The following is a 17,620-nucleotide window of genomic DNA, read 5'->3' as shown; positions in this document are numbered from 1 at the left end:
CAGCGTGAGAGCGACCCAGGACCTCTACGAACTCGGCGACGCGCCCGAGATCGGCACCGCCCCGAAGCAGATGTACGCCTCGCTCATCCGCCGCGAGCGCTACGGACAGCCCGTCGACGCCTTCCGGACCGAGGTGGTCGACGTCCCTCCCGTGGGCCGCGGACAGGTCCTGGTGAAGGTGATGGCCGCCGGCATCAACTACAACAACGTCTGGGCGGCTCTGGGTTCGCCGCTCGACGTGATCGCCGCCCGGCAGAAGGCGGGCGCCACCGAGGACTTCCACATCGGCGGCTCCGACCTGTCCGGGATCGTGTGGGCGGTCGGCGAGGACGTGCGCGGGGTGCGGCTCGGCGACGAGGTCGTCGTCCTCGCCAACCGCTGGGACGAGAGGGCCGAGGACATCCGCCTCGGCGGCGACCCCACCTGGTCCGGCAGCCAGCGGGTGTGGGGCTACGAGGAGAACTACGGTTCCTTCGCCCAGTTCGCCGTCGTCGACGACTACATGTGCCACCCCAAGCCCGCCCGGCTGTCCTGGGCGCAGGCCGCCTGCTACATGGCGACCGCGGCCACCGCCTACCGCCAGCTCTTCGGCTGGCCGCCGCACACGGTGCGCCCCGGCGACCCGGTGCTGATCTGGGGCGGCGCCGGCGGGCTCGGCTGCATCGCCATCCAGCTCGTCCGGCACGTCGGAGGCATCCCCGTCGCCGTCGTCTCCAGCGAGGAACGCGGCGAGTTCTGCCTCAAGCTGGGCGCGGAGGGCTGGATCGACCGGCGGGACTTCGACCACTGGGGACGGCTGCCCGACACCTCCGACCAGGCGGCGATGGACCGCTGGCTGTCCGGTGCCCGGGCCTTCGGACGGCGCTTCTGGGAGGTGCTCGGCGAGCGCCGCAGCCCGCGCATCGTGCTGGAGCACTCCGGCGCCGACACCATCCCCACGTCCCTGTACCTGTGCGACAACGGCGGCATGGTCGTCCTGTGCGGCGGCACCACCGGCTACAACGGGGACGTCGACCTGCGCTTCCTGTGGATGCGGCAGAAGCGCCTGCAGGGCTCGCACGTCGCCACCGCCCGCGAGGCACGGGAGGTCACCCGGCTGATCGACCAGGGCATCATCGACCCGTGCCTGTCCCGGACCTTCGATTTCGACGAGATCGGCCTCGCCCACCAGCTCATCCACGACAACCGGCACCCGGCGGGCAACATGGCCGCACGCGTGGGCGACCGGGGATGACGGAAAAGACGGCCCCGGTCCGCCCCTGATGATTCGCGCACCGCCCAAAGGGGTACCTGCGGCGGGGTCCGACCGCACATGCACTCCGGGAGGTATCCCATGGGCAAGCTGGGCGACATGATGAACAAGGCCAAGCAGATGGCCAAGGGCCACCCCGACCAGGCCGACAAGGGCGTCGCGGGCGCCGAGCGAACGATCGACGAGCGGACGGGCGACAAGTACGACGCCCGGACCGACAAGGCCGCCGACGCGATGCGCCGCTCCTACCGGGACGACGGCACGTCCGGCCGCTGACCGGGCACGAACGGCTTCCCGTCCCCGGTGCCGTGCCCCGGGGACGGGAAGCGCGTGTTCGGCCGCCGGTGCCGGCCTGTCTGTGCGGGGGCGGTGCGGCGCTCCTGCCGGGAAGCGCGTGTTCGGCCGCCGGTGTCGGCCTGCCTGTGCGGGGGCGATGCGGCGCTCCTGCCGGGAAGCGCGTGTTCGGCCGCGGGTGCCGGCCTGCCTGTGCGGGGGTGATGCGGTGCTCCTGCCGGGAAGCGCGTGTTTCAGCCGCGGGCGCCGGCCGGCCCGACGGCGTAGCTGAACACCCCCGGCCCGACGCGCACCACCCGCACCCGCACGGTGAGGCCCGGATCCGCGCGCGGGCCGACGACCAGGGCGCCGTCCCCGGACGGACACGCCCGCAGGTCCCGCAGACTCGCCGCCCGCAGTCCGGCGGCCCGGCCTCCCGCGCCCTCCGGCGCGTCCAGGGCCTTCCACGCGGCCTCCTTGGCGGAGAACAGCTCCGTCACCGACCAGGCCGCGCCCGGCGGTGTCTCCTCGTCCCCGAGCAGTGACTCCTCGTCCGCGCGCAGCACCAGCCGGGCCGCCTCGCGGGGGAGGGGCCGCAGCTCCAGGTCGCAGCCGAGCGGCAGGTCCCGGCCGGGCACGCGGGCCACGGCGACGGCGATTCCGGCACTGTGCGAGATCGACGCCGCCCGGCCCGGCGGGAACACCGGCAGCCGCCCGCGACGGGGGATCTCACCGCAGTCCAGCCCCACCGCGCGCAGGGCCCGCCGGGCGGCTCGCCGGCCGGCCAGGAACTCCAGCCGCCGCCGCGTCGGCATGCCGGCCGCGGCGGCGGCCTCGGCGGGCCCGGCCGGCTGCGGGCACGGCTCCGAGACGGCCGCGACGCCCAGGCCGAGAGCCGCCCCCGCCAGCAGCGGACGCAACGCGGACACCTCACCGCATGCCACTCCCACGGGCCCCTGAGCAAACCGGGCCGGCCACGACGCGTCCGTCGTGGCCGGCCCGGCCGGCGCGGGGCGTCCGGTCATCGCCGCCCGCCGCACGCGCTCACACCCGCAGCAGCTTCTTGACGATCTTCCCCGCGGGGTTGCGCGGCACCTGCTCGATGAACTCCACCCGCCGCGGCCGCTTGTACGGCGCGAGCAGCCCCGCGACGTGCGCGAGCAGCGCCGGCGCGTCCGGCTCCGCTCCCGGCTCCAGGGCGACGTACGCCAGCGGCACCTCGCCGTAGTCCTCGTCGGGCATCCCGACGACCGCCGCGTCCCGGACCGCCGGGTGGGTCATCAGGGCGCGCTCGATCTCCGAGGGGTAGACGTTCTGGCCCGCCCGGATGATGACGTCCTTGGTGCGGTCCACCAGGCTGATGCGGCCCTCGTCGTCCATGAAGCCGAGGTCACCCGTCCTGATCCAGCCGTCCAGGGTGATCTCCCGGGTGGCCTCCGGGTCGTTCCAGTAGCCCCGCATGACGCCCGGCCCGCGCACCACGATCTCGCCGATCTCGCCGCGCGGCAGCTCCCGGCCCCCCTCGTCCACCGCCCGGGCGGACATGCCCGGCACGACCCGCCCGCACGGGATGCGGGCGGTGACGTCCCCCGGGGCGGGGTGCTCGTCGGGGCCGAGCGTGACGAACGGGCCGCCCACCTCGGTCATGCCGTACACCTGCCGGAAGCCGCAGCCGAGCCGCTCGACCGCGTCCGCGTAGACGTCGAGCGGCATGGGGGCCGCCCCGTACAGGACCTCGCGCAGGGACGACAGGTCGGCGCGGTGGGACGCCTTCGCCTGGAGCATGAAGCGCAGCATCTGCGGCACCAGCCACATGTGCGTGGCGCGGTGCCGCTCCACCGCGGACAGCGCCCGCTGCGGGGTGAAGCCGGGCATCAGCACGACCGTCGCGCCGGCCGCCAGATAGGTCAGGGACACGACCATGCTGCCGTGGTACAGCGGGCAGCAGTTGACCATGACGATGCCGTCGGCCGGGCGGGCCATCACCAGCCAGCCGAGCGCGATGGCCCGGAACGACGCGCTGTCGACGGTGACCCCCTTGGCCTGCCCGGTGGTCGCCGAGGTGTGCAGCACAGCGATCGGGTCCGTGTCGGCGACGTCCGGCAGGTCCCGCTCGGCGGCCAGGGTGCCCAGCGCCGCGAACGCGGGCTTGTCGAGGGCCAGCCGGAGGCGCACCGACTCCGGCAGCGCGCGGTGCCGGTCCAGCAGCTCCGACTCGCCGAGGACGGCCACCGCCCCGACGCGCTCGACGATCCCGGCGACCTCGGGCTCGGCCAGGCTGTGGTTCAGCGGCACGAACAGCGCGCCGAGCCGGGCCAGCGCGAAGTAGCTCTCCAGCACCTCGATCCGGTCCTTGGAGAGCACGGCGACCCGGTCACCCCGCCTGATCCCCGACTCGGCCAGTCCACGCGCCAGTTCCAGCGTCCGGTCGTGGAACTCGGCCCAGGTGACGCTGCGTTCCTCGTCGATCAGGGCGGTCCGGCCGGGCCGGCACTGGCGGTTGCGCTCCAGCAGCTGCGTCAGCCACATCACGCACCGCCGCTCGCCCCGGCGACCGCGCGCTCGGCCACGAAGCGCTCGTAGTCGCCGATCGTGTGCAGCTCCTCCATGTCCTCCGCGGTGATCTCCACGCCGAGCCGCTGCTCGACCAGGAGGACCAGGCGCACCAGGTCCCCCGAGTCGATGCCGCTGGCGGCCAGGACGACGTCGTCGCCGACCCGGTCGGCGTACTCGGCCGTGCCGGTGAGTTCGACCAGCAACTCCCTGATGGTGCTCATGGTTTCCCCTTTCGCCTCGGCGTGCCGGCCGCCGCGCGGTGTTACGACTGTCACCCCCTGTAGAGGCGGTGCGGCCCGCTCCCACTCCCCGGGCCCGCCCGTGAGCTTTGTCACGCGCCCGAACCGCGCGCGGCGGGGATAGCCGGGCCGCGCGCCCCGCCTCTTACCGCAACGAAGCCACCCGCCACCCGGCCCGCCGGGGGCGGTCCGAGCCGAAGGAGTGATGCGAGTGCCCAGGCAGCCGGTACGGGTGCGGCCCCCGGGACGGTGCCCGCAGTGCCGCACCGCGACGGCGGAGCACGGGCGCGCGGGCGGTGCCCGGTGACCCCGCGGACCGCCGGCGCCCCCGCCGCCGTCCCGCCCGCACCCCACGCGCTCCCCGCCACGGCCGGTACCGCCCCCGAGGCGGACGACGACGCACTGCTCGCCCGCTTCGACAGACTCATCGCCGACGGCGAGACGATCGAACCGCGCGACTGGATGCCCGACGCGTACCGCCGCATGCTGGTCCGCCAGATCGCCCAGCACGCCCACTCCGAGATCATCGGCATGCAGCCGGAGGGCGCCTGGCTCACCCGCGCCCCCTCCCTGCACCGCAAGTCGGTCCTCCTCGCCAAGGTCCAGGACGAGGCCGGCCACGGCCTGTACCTGTACTCCGCCGCCGAGACCCTCGGCGTGGACCGCGCCGACCTGCTGGACGCCCTGCACCGCGGACAGCAGCGCGCCTCCGCCACCTTCAACCACCCGGCGCTGACCTGGGCGGACACGGGCGCCATCGCCTGGCTGACGGACGGCGCCGCCGTCATCAACCAGGCACCCCTGTGCCGGACCTCCTACGGGCCGTACGCCCGCGCGATGCGCCGCGTCTGCCAGGAGGAGGCCTTCCACGTGCGGCAGGGCTACGACCTGATGCGCGCGCTGTGCGACGGCACACCGGAGCAGAAGGAGATGGCGCAGGACGCGGTGAACCGCTGGTGGCTGCCGGCCGTGGCGCTGATGTTCGGGCCGCCCGACACCGAGGCGGGCGGCGCCGACGCGCGGACCGCCGCCCTGGGAGCCGCCGTCTCCCGCCGCGCGATGGCCTGGGGCATCAAACTCCACACCAACGACGAACTGCGTCAGCGCTTCGTCGACGGCTGCGTCCCGCAGGCCGAACGCCTCGGCCTGACGCTGCCCGACCCGGCGATCCGCTGGAACGAGCGGCGCGGCCACTACGACTTCACCCCGGTCGACTGGGACACCTACCGCGAGGCGCTCGGCGACGCCACCCACTGGGCGCGCCAGCGCATCGCGCACCGCCGCGCCGCGCACGAGGACGGCGCCTGGGTCCGGGAGGCCGCCGCCGCGTACGCCGCCCGCACGGACGACGCGACGGCAGGAGAGGACGCATGAGCAGGGCACGCGAGGGCGCACCGGCGTCCTGGGAGGTCTTCCTGCGGGCCCGCCGGGGCCTGGCCCACCAGCACGTCGGGTCGGTGCGCGCGGCCGGCCCCGACGCGGCGCTGGCCGCGGCCCGCGACCTGTACACGCGCCGGGGCGAGCCGCTGTCGCTGTGGGTGGTCCGCTCCGACGCCGTGCACGCGGCCTCCCCGGACGAACGCGACCCGTACTTCGCGGGCGCCCGCCACAAGCCGTACCGCCACCCCGAGCACTTCGCGCCGCTGACCGAGAAAGGCCCCGAAGGTGACCACCACGCGTGACGTCCCGGCGGCGCTCCCCGGCCCGCTGCCGGGCGAACCGCCGTCCGCCGCCCCCGACCTCGCCCTGCACGCGCTGCGCCTCGGCGACGACGCGCTCGTCCTCGGACAGCGGCTGTGCCAGTGGATCACCCGCGCGCCGACCATCGACGAGGACCTGGCCCTGTCCAACATCGCCCTCGACCTGATCGGCCACGCCCGGATCCTGCTCGCCCGCGCCGGGCGGCTCGACGGAACCGGCCGCACCGAGGACGACCTCGCCTACACACGCCGCGAACGCGCGTTCACCAACGCCCTGCTGACCGAACTCCCCAACGGCGACTTCGCCACGACCGTGGCCCGGCAGCTCGCCTACACCCACTACGCCGTCCTCCACTACGAGGCCCTCGCACAGTGCGCCGACACCGAACTCGCCGCGTTCGGGACGCGCGCCGCCAAGGAGGTCGCCTTCCACCGGCTGCACGCGGACCGCTGGACGGTGACACTCGGACGCGGCACCGACGACAGCGCCCGCCGCATGCGGCACGCCCTGGACCGGGTGTGGCCGTACACCGGCGAACTCTTCGAGGAGGACGAGGCGCTGCGCCGCCTGGCCGGCTCCGGCGCCGTGCCCTCCCCGGCACCGCTGCGCGGGACATGGCTCGCACGCGTCACCGCCGTCGTCACCGAGGCGGGGCTCCCCGTCCCCGAACCCACCTGGTCGGCCACGGGAGGACGCTCCGGCCTGCACACCGAGGAGTTCGGCCCGCTGATCGCCGAACTGCAGTCGGTGCACCGCCAGTTCCCCGGGGGCACCTGGTGAGCGCGCCCGCACCGTCCGCGGCCCGCGACGCCCGTGAGGTGCGCGCCCGCGTGGAGGCGCTCCCGGACCCGGAACTGCCGGTGATCGGCCTCGGCGACCTCGGCGTGGTGGGCTCCGTCGCCCCGGGCGCCGACGGCGTCCTGGAGGTGGAGATCACGCCCACCTACCTGGGCTGCCCCGCGCTGCCCGAGATCACCGCCGCCGTACGCGACGTCCTCATCGCCTGCGGCCACCCCGACGGCCGCGTCCGGCAGGTCCTCAGCCCGCCCTGGACGACGGACCGCATCACCCCCGAAGGGCGGCGCAAGCTCGCCGCGCACGGCATCGCCCCGCCCCTCACCCCCGCCCCCCACGGCCCGGTCCCCGTCGGGCTGGGCGACGTGCCCTGCCCGCACTGCGGCTCCCGGGCCACCCGGCCGCACAGCCCCTTCGGGCCCTCCCGCTGCCAGTCGGTGCTCTGGTGCACGGCGTGCCGCGAGCCCTTCCCCCACCTGACCGCACTGTGAGACCCACCGTGAACACCGCCACCGCACCGCCCGCCCCCCTCGACGCAGGACCGCCCGGCCCGGCACGCCGCACCGGCCCGCACGCCCTCGACGTCACCGACGTCCGCCCGCTGACCGCCGACACGGCGGCCGTCACCCTGGACGTGCCCGCCGCGCTGCGGGACGTCTTCCGCCACCGCCCCGGCCAGCACGTCACCGTCCGGCACCACCGGGACGGCGCCGAACTGCGCCGCACCTACTCGGTCTGCCCGCCACCGCGCCGGCCCGGCACCCTCCGCCTGGTGGTCAAACGGGCCGGCCCCGGCGGCTTCGGCGAGCACGCCACCACCCGGCTCGCACCCGGCGACCGCCTCGAAGTCTGGCCGCCCGCCGGGCACTTCGCCGTGCCGGAGCTGCCCGGCGCCCACCACGTCCTCCTCGCGGGCGGCACCGGCATCACCCCCCTGGCCCCGATGGCCGCCCACGCGCTGCGCCGCGACCCGGCCTGCCGCGTCAGCCTCGTCCACTCGGCACGCACCGCGGCCGACGCCCTGCTGGCCGACGAAATGGCCGAGCTGAAGGACGAGTTCGTCGACCGTCTCACCGTCCTGTACGTACTGACCCGCGAGGACCCGGGGAGCGGGGCCGGCCCGCTCGCGCGGCGGCTGGACGCGGCCGGGCTGCGCCGGGTGCTGACGGCCGTGGACGCCCGCCCCGGCCCCGGGACCGCGTTCGCCCTGTGCGGACCGCCTGGCCTCACCGACACCGCGCGGCGCGTGCTCGCCGAGTGGGGAGCCGAACCGTCCCTCGTCCGCTGGGAGTCGTTCACCTCCGGCGACGGCCCGGCGCGGCCACCGGAGCCGGCCGGACCGGCACCGGAGGCGGGACAGGCCCGGGTCACCGCCCTGCTCGACGGACGCCGCCGCACCGCCACCGTCCTGCCGCACGACCCCGCCCTCCTCGACGCGCTGCTGCGCACCCACCCCGACGTGCCGTACGCCTGCCGTGAGGGCGTGTGCGGCAGCTGCCGCGCGAAGGTCCTGTCCGGGCAGGTGACGGCGGACCGCCAGCACGCCCTGGACGAGGCGGACCTAGCCGCCGGCTACACCCTCGTCTGCCGCGCCCGGCCGCGCACCCCCGAGATCACCCTCGACTTCGACGCCTGACCCGCACGCCACGCCACCTCTCAGCGAAGGAGACCCACACGATGACCGCCACCGCCCGGCACGAGGGGAAGACCGCCCTGGTCACCGGAGGCAGCCGGGGCATCGGCAGAGCCGTCAGCCGCCGCCTCGCCCGCGAGGGCGCCCTGGTGGCGGTCCACTACGGTCACGACGAGGCGGCCGCCGAGCGGACCGTCAAGGAGATCGAGGCCGACGGCGGCCGCGCCTTCCCCGTGCACGCCGAACTCGGCGTCCCCGGCGACGCCGACACCCTGTGGTCCGCCTTCGACCGGGCTCTGGCGGAGCAGGACGCCCCGGCGGGCCTGGACATCCTCGTCAACAACGCGGGCATCACCGTCCCCCGCCCCCTCGCCCAGGTGACCGAGGCCGACTACGACCGCGTCTTCGCGATCAACACCAAGGCGCCGTTCTTCATCATCCAGCGCGGCCTGGACCGCCTGAGGGACGGCGGCCGGATCGTCAACATCTCCTCCGTCGCCACCCGCGTCGCCTTCCCGGCCATCGTCTCGTACACCATGACCAAGGCCGCCCTCGACTACCTCACCCTCTCCCTCGCCCAGGAACTCGGCCCCCGGGGCATCACCGTCAACGCCGTCGCACCCGGCTACACCGAGACGGAGATCAACCCCACCCTCGCCGTCCCGGAGATCCGCCGCCGCTACAGCGAGGCCTCCACGTTCGGCCGGCTCGGCGATCCGGCGGACATCGCCGACGTCGTCTCCTTCGTCGCGAGCGACGACGCCCGCTGGGTGACCGGCCAGTGGATCGACGCCTCCGGCGGCGCCCACCTCGGTGTGTGACCCGTACGCACCCCTAGGAGACACCATGAACGACCGCACGTCCGCCCTCGACGAGCCGGTGACGGACGACGCCCTGACCCGGCCCTTCACGGGCGCCAGCCCCTACGACGCGTACGTCCACGCCTCCGTCCTCAACTCGCTCCAGCACCCGCTCACCGAAGCCCCGGACGAGATGGGGTTCCTCGTCACCACCCAGGTGATGGAGCTGTGGTTCACCCTGGTCGTGCACGAGTGGCGCACGGCCCGGGTGGCCTTCGCCAAGGACGACCTGCCCGCCGCCATGGACGCGCTGGCGCGCAGCCGCCGCGCGCTCACCGCCCTGGGCGGCTCCTGGGCGCCCATCGCCGCGCTGACCCCCGCCCAGTTCAACGGATTCCGTGCCGCGTTCGGCAAGGCGTCCGGCTTCCAGTCGGCGATGTACCGCCACATGGACTTCCTCCTCGGCGACAAGTCCGCCGGGCTGCTGCGCGCCCACCGCGGCGACCCGGCCGTCCACGAGGCGCTCGCCGAGACCTACCGCGAACCGACCCTGTACGACGAGGTGCTGGCCCACCTTCACCGCCAGGGCCTGCCCGTGCCGCGCCACATCCTGGAGCGTGACGTGACCAGCCCGTACACCGGCGACCCCGGGGTCGTGGACGCCTGGCGGCACGTCTACGCCGGACCACAGCACCACCCGCACCTGGCGCTGGGCGAACTGCTCACCGACATCGCCGAACTCGTCACCCGCTGGCGCTTCGACCACGTCCTGGTGGTCCGCCGCGCCATGGGCGCCAGACCGGGCAGTGCCGGCTCCGCCGGGCTCGCCTGGCTGGAGCAGCGGGCGGCCCGGCCGGTCTTCCCCGAACTGTGGGAGGTGCGCGGTGACGTCTAGGACCATCTCCGCCTTCGCCGCCGAGGAGGAACAGCGCGTCCTGAGTCTGAAACCGGTCCTGGCCCCGGTGCACGGCCGCTACGGCGACCACCCCCACCAGTCCTACGACGCCTGGCCCTCCGAGGACCCCGGCGCCCCGCTGGTGATCCTGCTCCACGGCGGTTACTGGCGCTACGACCGGATGCACCTGACCCCGTTCGCGGCGTGGCTCTCCACCCAGGGGTTCAGCGTGCTGCTCCCCGGCTTCCGGCGCTCCGGCGGCGCGGGCGGCTACCCCGAGACGTTCGACGACGTCGCCCGTATGGTCGACACCCTCCCCGAAGGGCGGCCCTACGTCCTCGCCGGCCACTGCTCCGGCGGGCACCTGGCGCTGTGGTGCGCCGCCCGGGGCCTGCTGCCGCCCGGCTCGCCCTGGCACACGCGCACCCTGCCGACGAGCGTGCTCGCCCTCGCGCCGATCACCGACCTCACCGCCACCCGCCGCGACGGCCTCAGCAACGACGCCGCCCTGCAACTCCTGGGCGGCGACGGGCACTTCGCGCAGCGGCTGCCGCAGGTCGACCCCCTCACCCTGCTGCGCGGCGCCGGCACCACCGGCGTCCCCACCGTGCTGCTGCACGGCGCCGCCGACGAGGAGGTCCCCCTCAGCCAGTTCAGCGACTACGCGGCCGTGCACCGGGACCTCAGGACCGTCGTCCTGCCCGGCACCGGCCACTACACCCTCATCGAACCCGGAGCGCCCGGCGCCCGCGCGGTCGCCGCCACCCTCCGGGAGATGGCCGCCGCCTTCAGCCCGGGCGACCCCGGCCGCGCGGGCGAGGAGGCCGCACACCGATGACCACCGCACTCTCCGCACCGGCCGCCCTGCGCGAACGGGCCGCACGGCTGGACAGCGACGACGACCTGGCGCCCCTGCGCGCCCGCTTCCTGCTCCCACCGGACGTCGTCTACCTCGACGGCAACTCCCTTGGCCCCCTGCCCGCCGCCGTGCCGGCGGCCCTGGACGACGTGGTGCGCCACCAGTGGGGCACCGGCCTCATCGGCTCCTGGAACGACGCCGGCTGGTGGGAGGCACCCCTGCGGGTGGGCGACGCCGTCGGCGCGCTCATCGGGGCCGCGCCCGGGCAGACGGTCGCGGGCGACTCCACCAGCGTGCAGCTGTTCACCGCGCTCGACGCCGCCACCGCGCTGCGCCCCGACCGCCCGCTGCTGGTAACCGACCCCGGGCACTTCCCCACCGACCGCTACCTGGCGGACGCGGTCGCCCGTCGCCGGGGACGGGAGGTACGGCGGGTGCCACCGGCGGACCTCCCGCGCTTCCTCGCCGCCGAGGGGCACCGGGTCGCCGCCGTCAGCTACACGCCCGTCGACTTCCGCACCGGAGAGCTGTACGACATGCGGGCGCTGACCCGGGCCGCCCACGACGCCGGTGCCCTCGCGCTGTGGGACCTGTGCCACGCGGCCGGTGCCCTGCCCCTGGACGTCGACGCCCTCGGAGTCGACCTGGCGGTCGGCTGCGGCTACAAGTTCCTCTCCGGCGGCCCCGGCGCCCCCGCCTTCCTCTACGTCGCCGAGCGCCACCACGCCGCACTGGAGACACCGCTGCCCGGCTGGACCGGCCACGCCGACCCGTTCCGCCTGGCCGAGGAGTACGCGCCCGCCCCCGGTATCGCCCGTGCCCGCATCGGCACCCCGCCGATCCTGTCCCTGCTCGCCCTCGAAGCGGCCCTCACCGCCTTCGACGGCGTGGACCTGACCCGGGTCCGCGCCAAGAGCCTGTCCCTGACGGGCTTCTTCCTGCGCTGCGCGGACGAACTGCTCACCCCCTTGGGCTTCACCTCCGTCACCCCGGCCGACCCCGGCCGCCGCGGCAGCCAGGTCACCCTCCGCCACCCGCACGCCCGGGGCCTGGTCGCCGCTCTCGCCGGGCACGGCGTCATCGCCGACATGCGCGCCCCCGACCTGCTGCGCTTCGGCGTCAACGCCCTCTACACCAGCCACGGCGACCTGCTCACCGCCGCGCTCCGCCTGCGGGACCTCACCCGGAACGCCGCCTACGACCCCGCACCCCCGTCGGCGGGGCCGGTGACCTGAGCGCGACGCCCCGCCCGCCAGGGGCGCACCACCTCGGTCACCTCCTGCCGCGCGGGCGGCTACCGGTACCGGATGTGGAGGTGGTTGTCGTGGTTCGGGTAACTCGTGGTCAGTCCTTCCGAGATCAGCTGCGGATCGTTGAAGTAGACCAGCGCGACATGGCCCGGAGCCTTCGCCCGGATCTCCTGCACCAGCCGCCGGGTGGCCGCGCGGTCGTAGGACGCCGACTGCCAGGTGATGCGTCCCGCGGTGCACTGCGCCGAGTCCGTGCGCACGGGCCACACGTCGATGTCCATGCCCACTTCGTGGCCGGCGTGGCCGGGGATGTCCCCGCCGTGCTCGAAGCTCGCGTCGCCCACCGGCAGCACGCCGTTCCCGGTGCCGGCGAAGGCGGCGGCCGCCGCCTCCAGCTGGGCGGCGGCGCCCGCCGTCGCCCAGTGGGCGTCCGCGTTGCCGTCGGGGCTCCGCGCGCACATCGTGCCCGGGCCGAAGTCGACGTTCTCGAAGTGCCACAGCAGGTTCCGCCACGTGGCGGGTCCGGCGACGCCGTCCACGCCGAGCCCGGCGTGCGACTGGAAGGCGCGGACCGCCGTGTACGTGGCCGGTCCGAAGACCCCGTCCACCGGGACGCCGGCCGACCGCTTGGCGTTGAGCAGCGACTGCACGGCCCGCACCGCGGGCCCGCTGTCGCCCTGCCGGACCGTGACGGCGAGCGCGCCCCAGGTGGCGGGGCCGACGACGCCGTCCGCGGTGAGCCCTTCGGACTGCTGGAAGCCGACGACGGCGCTGCGCGTGCCGGAGCCGAAGACACCGTCCACGGCCACCTGGCGGCCGTGCGCGGCCAGCAGGTGCTGCAGTGCCACGACGTCGGTGCCCCGGTTGCCGTCGCTCGTCAGCGGGAACGCGGCCTGGGGGAACGCCTGCGCGGGCGGGCCCGCTCCGAGGAGCAGGCCGGTCACCGCGGCGAACAGCGCGAGGACGCGGGCGAGTTGCCTCATGGTGTCTCTCTCACCTTCCCGACTGGAGGGCGCTCCAGGTGCCGGAGCCGACGATGCCGTCGTTCGCCAGCCCGCGCGCGGACTGGTAGTCGCGTACGGCTTGTGTGGTGCCGGAGCCGAAGACGCCGTCGACGGCGACCGTCCGGCCGAGCGCGGCGGTCAGGGCGCGCTGCAGGCGGCTGACCGCCTCGCCGGCCGAACCGTCCTGGAGGGTCGGGGTGGTCCCGCGGGACAGCAGCGCGGTCCAGGTCCTCGAGCCGACCACACCGTCCGCCGTGAGCCCCTTGCCCGACTGGAAGTCCTTGACGGCGGTGGTGGTGGCGGAGCCGAAGATCCCGTCCGGTGCGCCCGGATCGTGCCCGGCGGCCCGCAGCAGGCACTGGGCCGCCGTCACCAGGGGACCGGTCGAGCCGCTCCGGACGGTGCTGTAGGCGCTGAAGTCGAGGTTCACCCCGGTGCAGCCCGGCTGCGGCGAGGTGCCGGTCCCCACGTCGAGGTAGTCGCGGTCGATGGTGAGGGGGTGACCGCCGTAGGACTCGGTGACCTCGCCCGCGTACTGGTGGATGCGCTGGTGGCCGGCCCAGTGGGTGGCCGGCACGTAGGGACCGGTGCCGGTGTCGGCGGCGCCGTTCCACCACGCGTAGAAGATGTGGTCGACCCGCGTGTACGCGCTGTTGTCGTACTCGTCGGCCGCGTCCCTGATGCCGGAGGCGGCGCTGGAGTAGAACCCGGACAGGTAGCCGCCGGCGTGCAGCCGCTCGGTCCAGCCGGAGAGGTAGGACAGCACGGCGGCCTTGCAGGAGGGCGTCGAGTCGTACGCCTCGATGTCGCTGTAGAGCGCGCTGCCCGCCGGGATGCCGAGGTCCGACGCGGCGGCGATGGCGTCCGCGGCGGCGGTCGCTCCCTGGGAGCGGGCTGTGGCCGGGTCGGCGGACATCCGCAACGAGTAGCCGGTGCAGGGCGCTTGGCGGCCGACGTCGATGGGGATCAGGCGCCAGCCGCCGGCGGTCTGCTCGCTCACCCAGCTCGCGGTCAGGTTCGGCTGGGCGCAGCCGCGGAAGGAGCCGCTGATGTAGACGCCGATCGCGCCGTAGGGCGAGCCGGTCCGCCAGGCGTCCATGGCGGCTGCCGAGGGCGCGGTGCAGGCGTCGAAGCCCAGGCCCCGGTAGGTGCCCGGTTGCGGTCCGGCCGCGGCCTGGACGGCGGGGGCGGAGCGCGTTGCCGTACGGGGCAGTGCGGTGCGCTCGGCGCCCGGCGTGAGCTCGGCCGAGGCGAGGACGTCGCGCACCAGGCTCTCGGTGCCGGGTGTGTGGACGGCGGTGACGAGGACGCCGGCGTCCTCGACCACGATCTGGATGGTGCCGCCGCCGGACGCGGGGGAGGGGACGGTGGCCCTGCCCTGCGGTGTCCGCGCGGTCGCCCCCGTCACCCGGCCGGCGGAGCGGGCGGTGAGGGGCTCGACGACGAGGCCCGCCGTGCGGCCGACGACCCGCGCGGGACAGTCGGACCGGTCCGCGGGTTCGCCCAGGTGGACGGCGGGGGTGTCGAAGCGCGGACAGGCGTGCGGGGTGTCGGCCAGGTCGACCACGCGCCAGTGAGCGGGCACCTGGACGCGGTAGCCGTGGTAGGTGACGGTCCGCCGCTGCTCGGGTGCGGAGGCCGCCGGGGCGGGCCCGGTGACGGCCAGGGCGGCGAGAGCCGCGAGCAGCGTCGGCAGGACCGTTCCGACGCGGAGGCGTCTGAGGGTGCTCGATGACATCGGACCACTCCTGCTCGGTGGGAGGAGAGCGGGGGAGGCGGGCGCGGCGGGTCTGCTCCGTGCCCGGGGAGCGGTGCGCGTCCCGGCCGGACCGTGGGGGCCGCTCCGTGCCGGGACGCGCGGGGTGTGGGGCTCGGACGCCGGTCAGATGCCGCACGTGGGCGCGGACCAGGAGCGGCTGGTGCGTCCGTCGACGTGGGTGTGGTCGTCGTGACCGGGGTAGCCGGGACCGAAGATGCCGCCGAAGCCGTGGGACCGGGCCCGCTGGGCGAGCTGGCAGAGCGACGGGTTGCCGACCAGATCGGCGGCGTCACCGTACAGGTGCCGGCTGTTCGAGGCGCCGCCGACCGCACTGTTGCACGAGTAGGAACGGAACCCGCTGGTCACGACGAGCGGCGTGTCACCCAGGGCGCGCCGCATGGCCTCCAGCTTCCACATCGTGCGCAGCGCGTTGGACTTGGCCGTCGCCGCACTGACCGCCCCGCCGGACCAGGTGGAGTTGCACTTGTTCATCTCGGCGTAGGTGAAGTGGATCGGCGTGCAGTCCGGGTCCTGGAGGGCGTAGATCTTGCTGAACGTGCCGGGACCCGCGACACCGTCCGCCGGGAGCCCGTACGCCTGCTGGAACTTGGCCACCGCGGCCTTGGTCCGCGCGCCGAAGGCGCCGTCGACGGAGAGGATCTCGCCGGGGTCCACGTGCCCGGCCACCCGGATCTGCAGCTCGGTCACATCGGAACCCGACATGCCCTCCGACAGCGTGCGGTTCCAGGTGTAGCACTCGTCGGCCTGCGCCGGACCGGCCGTGGCCAGCACACCGCCCGTAGCGGCAGCCATGGTCATGACAATTGAGAGGAGTAGTCGGATCGTTCGTCGCAGCATCGCGCCTCCGCCTCGAATCCAGGTCCCCCGTGAGGGGTTCGAGCCGAGTGTGGCGCCGGGGCCGCGACGCTGTCCACACCGTCACCACTTGCCACAGGACAAGACCATCGGCACACGGTGCTGGCAGGTGAACGCGGTGGCGTCACCGGGTGCGCCTGCGCCACGACGGAGGCCGGAATGAGCGGACACGGACGGGGGACGCCCGTGACCGCACGGCGCGTGTCGCAGGTCGCAGGTCGCAGGCCGCCGGTCGACGGTCACCGGCGGGGCCGTACCGGCCGCCGCCCGGCCGCCGCCCGGCCGGCGGTCGGACGGCAAGGGCAGGTGGGATGCCCGGCCCCTGCCGAAGTCGGGCACCGGGTCAGCCCCGCCCCGCGGCGCGCAGGGCCCGCGCCAGCCACTCCAGCTCCTCGGTCGCGTCGGGCGACGCGTACTGCCCCCGCACCCGGGCGACCAGCCCTCGGTACCGCTCCGCCTCCGCCTCGATGCCGGCCTCCAGACTGCGCAGCACGGCGGCACGATCGGCGTCTCCGAACAGCCGGGACAGCACCCCGGCCGCCTCCGGACCCTCGGGGTCCACCCCGCGTTCCCTGACCTCCGCGACGATCTGCACGGCCTGCCTGGCCCACCAGACGGACGCACCGGCCGGACGGCGCTGCCCCGGCGCGGGTGTGTTGAGCTCCAGCCAGGTGCGCAACCGGGCGCGGAAGCCGGGATCCCGCACCAGCTCGGCCAGTTCGATCCAGGCGTCGACCTGCTCGGGTGTGGGATCGTCGGGCAACTCGACGCTGAGGGCGCGCAGGCGGTCGCGCAGACGCGGGTCGAGGTCGAGGCCGCCGAACACCTCCTCCTTGAACTCGTCCATGATCTGCGTGCGTTCGGCGGCGGAAAGCCGCGCCAACCGGTTCATCAGTGCTGTCTCCTCAGCGGTCGAGCCCCGTTTCGCCACGGTGGACAGGACGGCCCGGCTCACCTTGAGCGAGCGGATCCGCGCGTCGAGCGCGGCCACATGTGCCGCTGCGACCTCGGCGACCGTGGCGCGGCCGCTCAGGACGCGGCACACGTCGTCGAGCCCGAGCCCCAGTTCCCGCAGCGTGCGGACCAGCTCCACGCGGGCCACGGACCCGGCGTCGTACAGCCGGTAACCGCTCGCGGAGCGGGCGACGGGCGGCACCGCCCCCGCGTCCGACCAGAAGCGCAGGGTGCGCACCGCGAGTCCGGTGCGGTGCGCGAGCTGGCCGATGGTGAGCACGTCGGGTCGTTCGTCGTCCATGGGTGCGATCCTGGACCTTCCAGCCGCTGGAGACTCAAGCGGCCGTGGGGCACGACTCGGGAGTTGCGGTCCGCGCATGCCGGGCGGTCCCGGCTCCCGCGTGACGCACGGACCGCCCCCGCTTCAGAACAGCCGCTCCTGGCAACCGCGTTGAGCGGAGCGCGGCGCGGGCCGGCCCGTCCTCGCCGGAGCCGGTTCGTCGCCGAAGAGGGGGGCCGTGCCGCACTCGTCCAGCTCGGCGGGGATCCGTCCGTCCACCTCCGGGCGCGGGGGCGCGTCACGGTTGAAGTCGTCCGGAGTCATGCGCACCCAGTCGCGCCCACCCGGCTCACTCACTCCTCGTCACCGCCTCTTCCCCGGGCCCACTCCCGGAAGGCCTCCCGGGGTCACGTGCTGCCCACCCATGATCAGTTCCACGGTCCGGGCGCTTGTGAACACCCGGAGTCCCAGGGCGTGACGAGTGACCAGCCGTG

19 protein-coding genes are annotated in these 17,620 nt (G+C 74.9%); 11 read left to right on the top strand and 8 right to left on the bottom strand.

Annotation, left to right across the window (positions count from 1 at the left end):
• Nucleotides 1-4: 4 nt before the first annotated feature.
• Entirely contained in the window at nt 5-1,234 is a 1,230-nt protein-coding gene (gene ccrA / locus ABZY20_RS34040) for a crotonyl-CoA carboxylase/reductase (RefSeq protein WP_356446868.1), read from the top strand.
• A 99-nt stretch (nt 1,235-1,333) separates the two neighbouring features.
• Nucleotides 1,334-1,528: an antitoxin gene (locus tag ABZY20_RS34035; protein ID WP_356446866.1), complete on the top strand. Its 195-nt coding sequence runs from the start codon at nt 1,334-1,336 to the stop codon at nt 1,526-1,528.
• Nucleotides 1,529-1,779: 251 nt separating this feature from the next.
• Here the strand turns inward: ABZY20_RS34035 and ABZY20_RS34030 are convergent, their stop codons facing one another.
• The 3 genes from ABZY20_RS34030 to ABZY20_RS34020 all read right to left on the bottom strand — a co-directional run bounded on the left by ABZY20_RS34030 (nt 1,780) and on the right by ABZY20_RS34020 (nt 4,302).
• The gene (locus ABZY20_RS34030; protein WP_356446864.1) at nt 1,780-2,454 is read right to left on the bottom strand and encodes an enterobactin synthetase; all 675 of its coding nucleotides are present in this window, start codon (nt 2,452-2,454) and stop codon (nt 1,780-1,782) included.
• 115 nt (nt 2,455-2,569) lie between these two features.
• Entirely contained in the window at nt 2,570-4,054 is a 1,485-nt protein-coding gene (locus ABZY20_RS34025) for an AMP-binding protein (protein ID WP_356446885.1), read from the bottom strand.
• Nucleotides 4,054-4,302 (bottom strand): acyl carrier protein, encoded by a 249-nt coding sequence (locus ABZY20_RS34020; RefSeq protein ID WP_356446862.1) that lies wholly within the window; start codon nt 4,300-4,302, stop codon nt 4,054-4,056. Before ABZY20_RS34020 ends, ABZY20_RS34025 begins: the two co-directional genes overlap by 1 nt.
• A 420-nt stretch (nt 4,303-4,722) precedes the next feature.
• On the opposite strand from ABZY20_RS34020, the gene paaA reads away from it, so the two are divergent.
• Genes paaA through ABZY20_RS33975 form a run of 9 tightly spaced genes read left to right on the top strand, consistent with a single transcriptional unit; the run spans nt 4,723 to nt 12,238 of the window.
• A complete protein-coding gene (gene paaA, locus ABZY20_RS34015; protein WP_356446883.1) occupies nt 4,723-5,694 on the top strand; it encodes a 1,2-phenylacetyl-CoA epoxidase subunit PaaA in 972 nt (323 codons plus the stop codon).
• Nucleotides 5,691-6,002, top strand: coding sequence for a 1,2-phenylacetyl-CoA epoxidase subunit PaaB (paaB, locus tag ABZY20_RS34010; protein WP_356446860.1), 312 nt, complete (start codon nt 5,691-5,693; stop codon nt 6,000-6,002). Before paaA ends, paaB begins: the two co-directional genes overlap by 4 nt.
• 25 nt (nt 6,003-6,027) lie before the next feature.
• Nucleotides 6,028-6,801 (top strand): 1,2-phenylacetyl-CoA epoxidase subunit PaaC, encoded by a 774-nt coding sequence (paaC, locus tag ABZY20_RS34005; protein WP_356446881.1) that lies wholly within the window; start codon nt 6,028-6,030, stop codon nt 6,799-6,801.
• Nucleotides 6,798-7,307: a 1,2-phenylacetyl-CoA epoxidase subunit PaaD gene (gene paaD, locus ABZY20_RS34000; protein ID WP_356446858.1), complete on the top strand. Its 510-nt coding sequence runs from the start codon at nt 6,798-6,800 to the stop codon at nt 7,305-7,307. The genes paaC and paaD overlap by 4 nt, the downstream gene beginning before the upstream one ends.
• Nucleotides 7,308-7,315: 8 nt before the next feature.
• Entirely contained in the window at nt 7,316-8,452 is a 1,137-nt protein-coding gene (locus ABZY20_RS33995) for a 2Fe-2S iron-sulfur cluster-binding protein (RefSeq protein ID WP_356446856.1), read from the top strand.
• Nucleotides 8,453-8,493: 41 nt separating this feature from the next.
• Entirely contained in the window at nt 8,494-9,270 is a 777-nt protein-coding gene (locus ABZY20_RS33990; RefSeq protein WP_356446854.1) for an SDR family oxidoreductase, read from the top strand.
• Nucleotides 9,271-9,295: 25 nt separating this feature from the next.
• Nucleotides 9,296-10,144 carry a tryptophan 2,3-dioxygenase family protein gene (locus ABZY20_RS33985; RefSeq protein WP_356446852.1) on the top strand — a complete coding sequence of 283 codons (849 nt, stop codon included), beginning with the start codon at nt 9,296-9,298 and terminating at the stop codon, nt 10,142-10,144.
• On the top strand, nt 10,134-10,982 hold the full coding sequence (locus ABZY20_RS33980) for an alpha/beta fold hydrolase (RefSeq protein ID WP_356446850.1): 849 nt from the start codon (nt 10,134-10,136) through the stop codon (nt 10,980-10,982). Before ABZY20_RS33985 ends, ABZY20_RS33980 begins: the two co-directional genes overlap by 11 nt.
• Nucleotides 10,979-12,238 (top strand): aminotransferase class V-fold PLP-dependent enzyme, encoded by a 1,260-nt coding sequence (locus ABZY20_RS33975; protein WP_356446848.1) that lies wholly within the window; start codon nt 10,979-10,981, stop codon nt 12,236-12,238. The genes ABZY20_RS33980 and ABZY20_RS33975 overlap by 4 nt, the downstream gene beginning before the upstream one ends.
• Nucleotides 12,239-12,297: 59 nt before the next feature.
• On the opposite strand, the gene ABZY20_RS33970 is transcribed toward ABZY20_RS33975, so the two are convergent.
• From ABZY20_RS33970 to ABZY20_RS33950, 5 genes are all read right to left on the bottom strand, one after another.
• Nucleotides 12,298-13,236 carry a penicillin-insensitive murein endopeptidase gene (locus ABZY20_RS33970; RefSeq protein ID WP_356446846.1) on the bottom strand — a complete coding sequence of 313 codons (939 nt, stop codon included), beginning with the start codon at nt 13,234-13,236 and terminating at the stop codon, nt 12,298-12,300.
• Nucleotides 13,237-13,246: 10 nt separating this feature from the next.
• Nucleotides 13,247-14,995, bottom strand: coding sequence for a glycoside hydrolase domain-containing protein (locus tag ABZY20_RS33965; RefSeq protein WP_356446844.1), 1,749 nt, complete (start codon nt 14,993-14,995; stop codon nt 13,247-13,249).
• A 144-nt stretch (nt 14,996-15,139) separates the two neighbouring features.
• A complete protein-coding gene (locus ABZY20_RS33960) occupies nt 15,140-15,874 on the bottom strand; it encodes a D-Ala-D-Ala carboxypeptidase family metallohydrolase (protein ID WP_356446842.1) in 735 nt (244 codons plus the stop codon).
• 361 nt (nt 15,875-16,235) lie between these two features.
• Complete coding sequence (locus ABZY20_RS33955) at nt 16,236-17,147, bottom strand: MerR family transcriptional regulator (RefSeq protein ID WP_356446840.1); 912 nt, start codon at nt 17,145-17,147, stop codon at nt 16,236-16,238.
• A 123-nt stretch (nt 17,148-17,270) separates the two neighbouring features.
• Nucleotides 17,271-17,483 (bottom strand): hypothetical protein, encoded by a 213-nt coding sequence (locus ABZY20_RS33950; RefSeq protein ID WP_356446838.1) that lies wholly within the window; start codon nt 17,481-17,483, stop codon nt 17,271-17,273.
• Between the last annotated feature and the right edge of the window lie 137 nt (nt 17,484-17,620).

This window comes from Streptomyces sp. NPDC006624, assembly GCF_040611555.1.
Lineage (GTDB): Bacteria > Actinomycetota > Actinomycetes > Streptomycetales > Streptomycetaceae > Streptomyces.
This window is presented reverse-complemented; position numbering and strand designations above follow the sequence as displayed.

Bases quoted from the DNA above. Each gene is read 5' to 3' on its own strand.
- ABZY20_RS33960 (WP_356446842.1), bottom strand. From the start codon at position 15,874: ATGCTGCGACGAACGATCCGACTACTCCTCTCAATTGTCATGACCATG.
- ABZY20_RS34025 (WP_356446885.1), bottom strand. From the start codon at position 4,054: ATGTGGCTGACGCAGCTGCTGGAGCGCAACCGCCAGTGCCGGCCCGGC.
- ABZY20_RS33975 (WP_356446848.1), top strand. From the start codon at position 10,979: ATGACCACCGCACTCTCCGCACCGGCCGCCCTGCGCGAACGGGCCGCA.
- ABZY20_RS33955 (WP_356446840.1), bottom strand. From the start codon at position 17,147: ATGGACGACGAACGACCCGACGTGCTCACCATCGGCCAGCTCGCGCAC.
- ABZY20_RS34020 (WP_356446862.1), bottom strand. From the start codon at position 4,302: ATGAGCACCATCAGGGAGTTGCTGGTCGAACTCACCGGCACGGCCGAG.
- ABZY20_RS33990 (WP_356446854.1), top strand. From the start codon at position 8,494: ATGACCGCCACCGCCCGGCACGAGGGGAAGACCGCCCTGGTCACCGGA.
- ABZY20_RS33970 (WP_356446846.1), bottom strand. From the start codon at position 13,236: ATGAGGCAACTCGCCCGCGTCCTCGCGCTGTTCGCCGCGGTGACCGGC.
- ABZY20_RS33965 (WP_356446844.1), bottom strand. From the start codon at position 14,995: ATGTCATCGAGCACCCTCAGACGCCTCCGCGTCGGAACGGTCCTGCCG.
- ABZY20_RS33985 (WP_356446852.1), top strand. From the start codon at position 9,296: ATGAACGACCGCACGTCCGCCCTCGACGAGCCGGTGACGGACGACGCC.
- paaB (WP_356446860.1), top strand. From the start codon at position 5,691: ATGAGCAGGGCACGCGAGGGCGCACCGGCGTCCTGGGAGGTCTTCCTG.
- ABZY20_RS34035 (WP_356446866.1), top strand. From the start codon at position 1,334: ATGGGCAAGCTGGGCGACATGATGAACAAGGCCAAGCAGATGGCCAAG.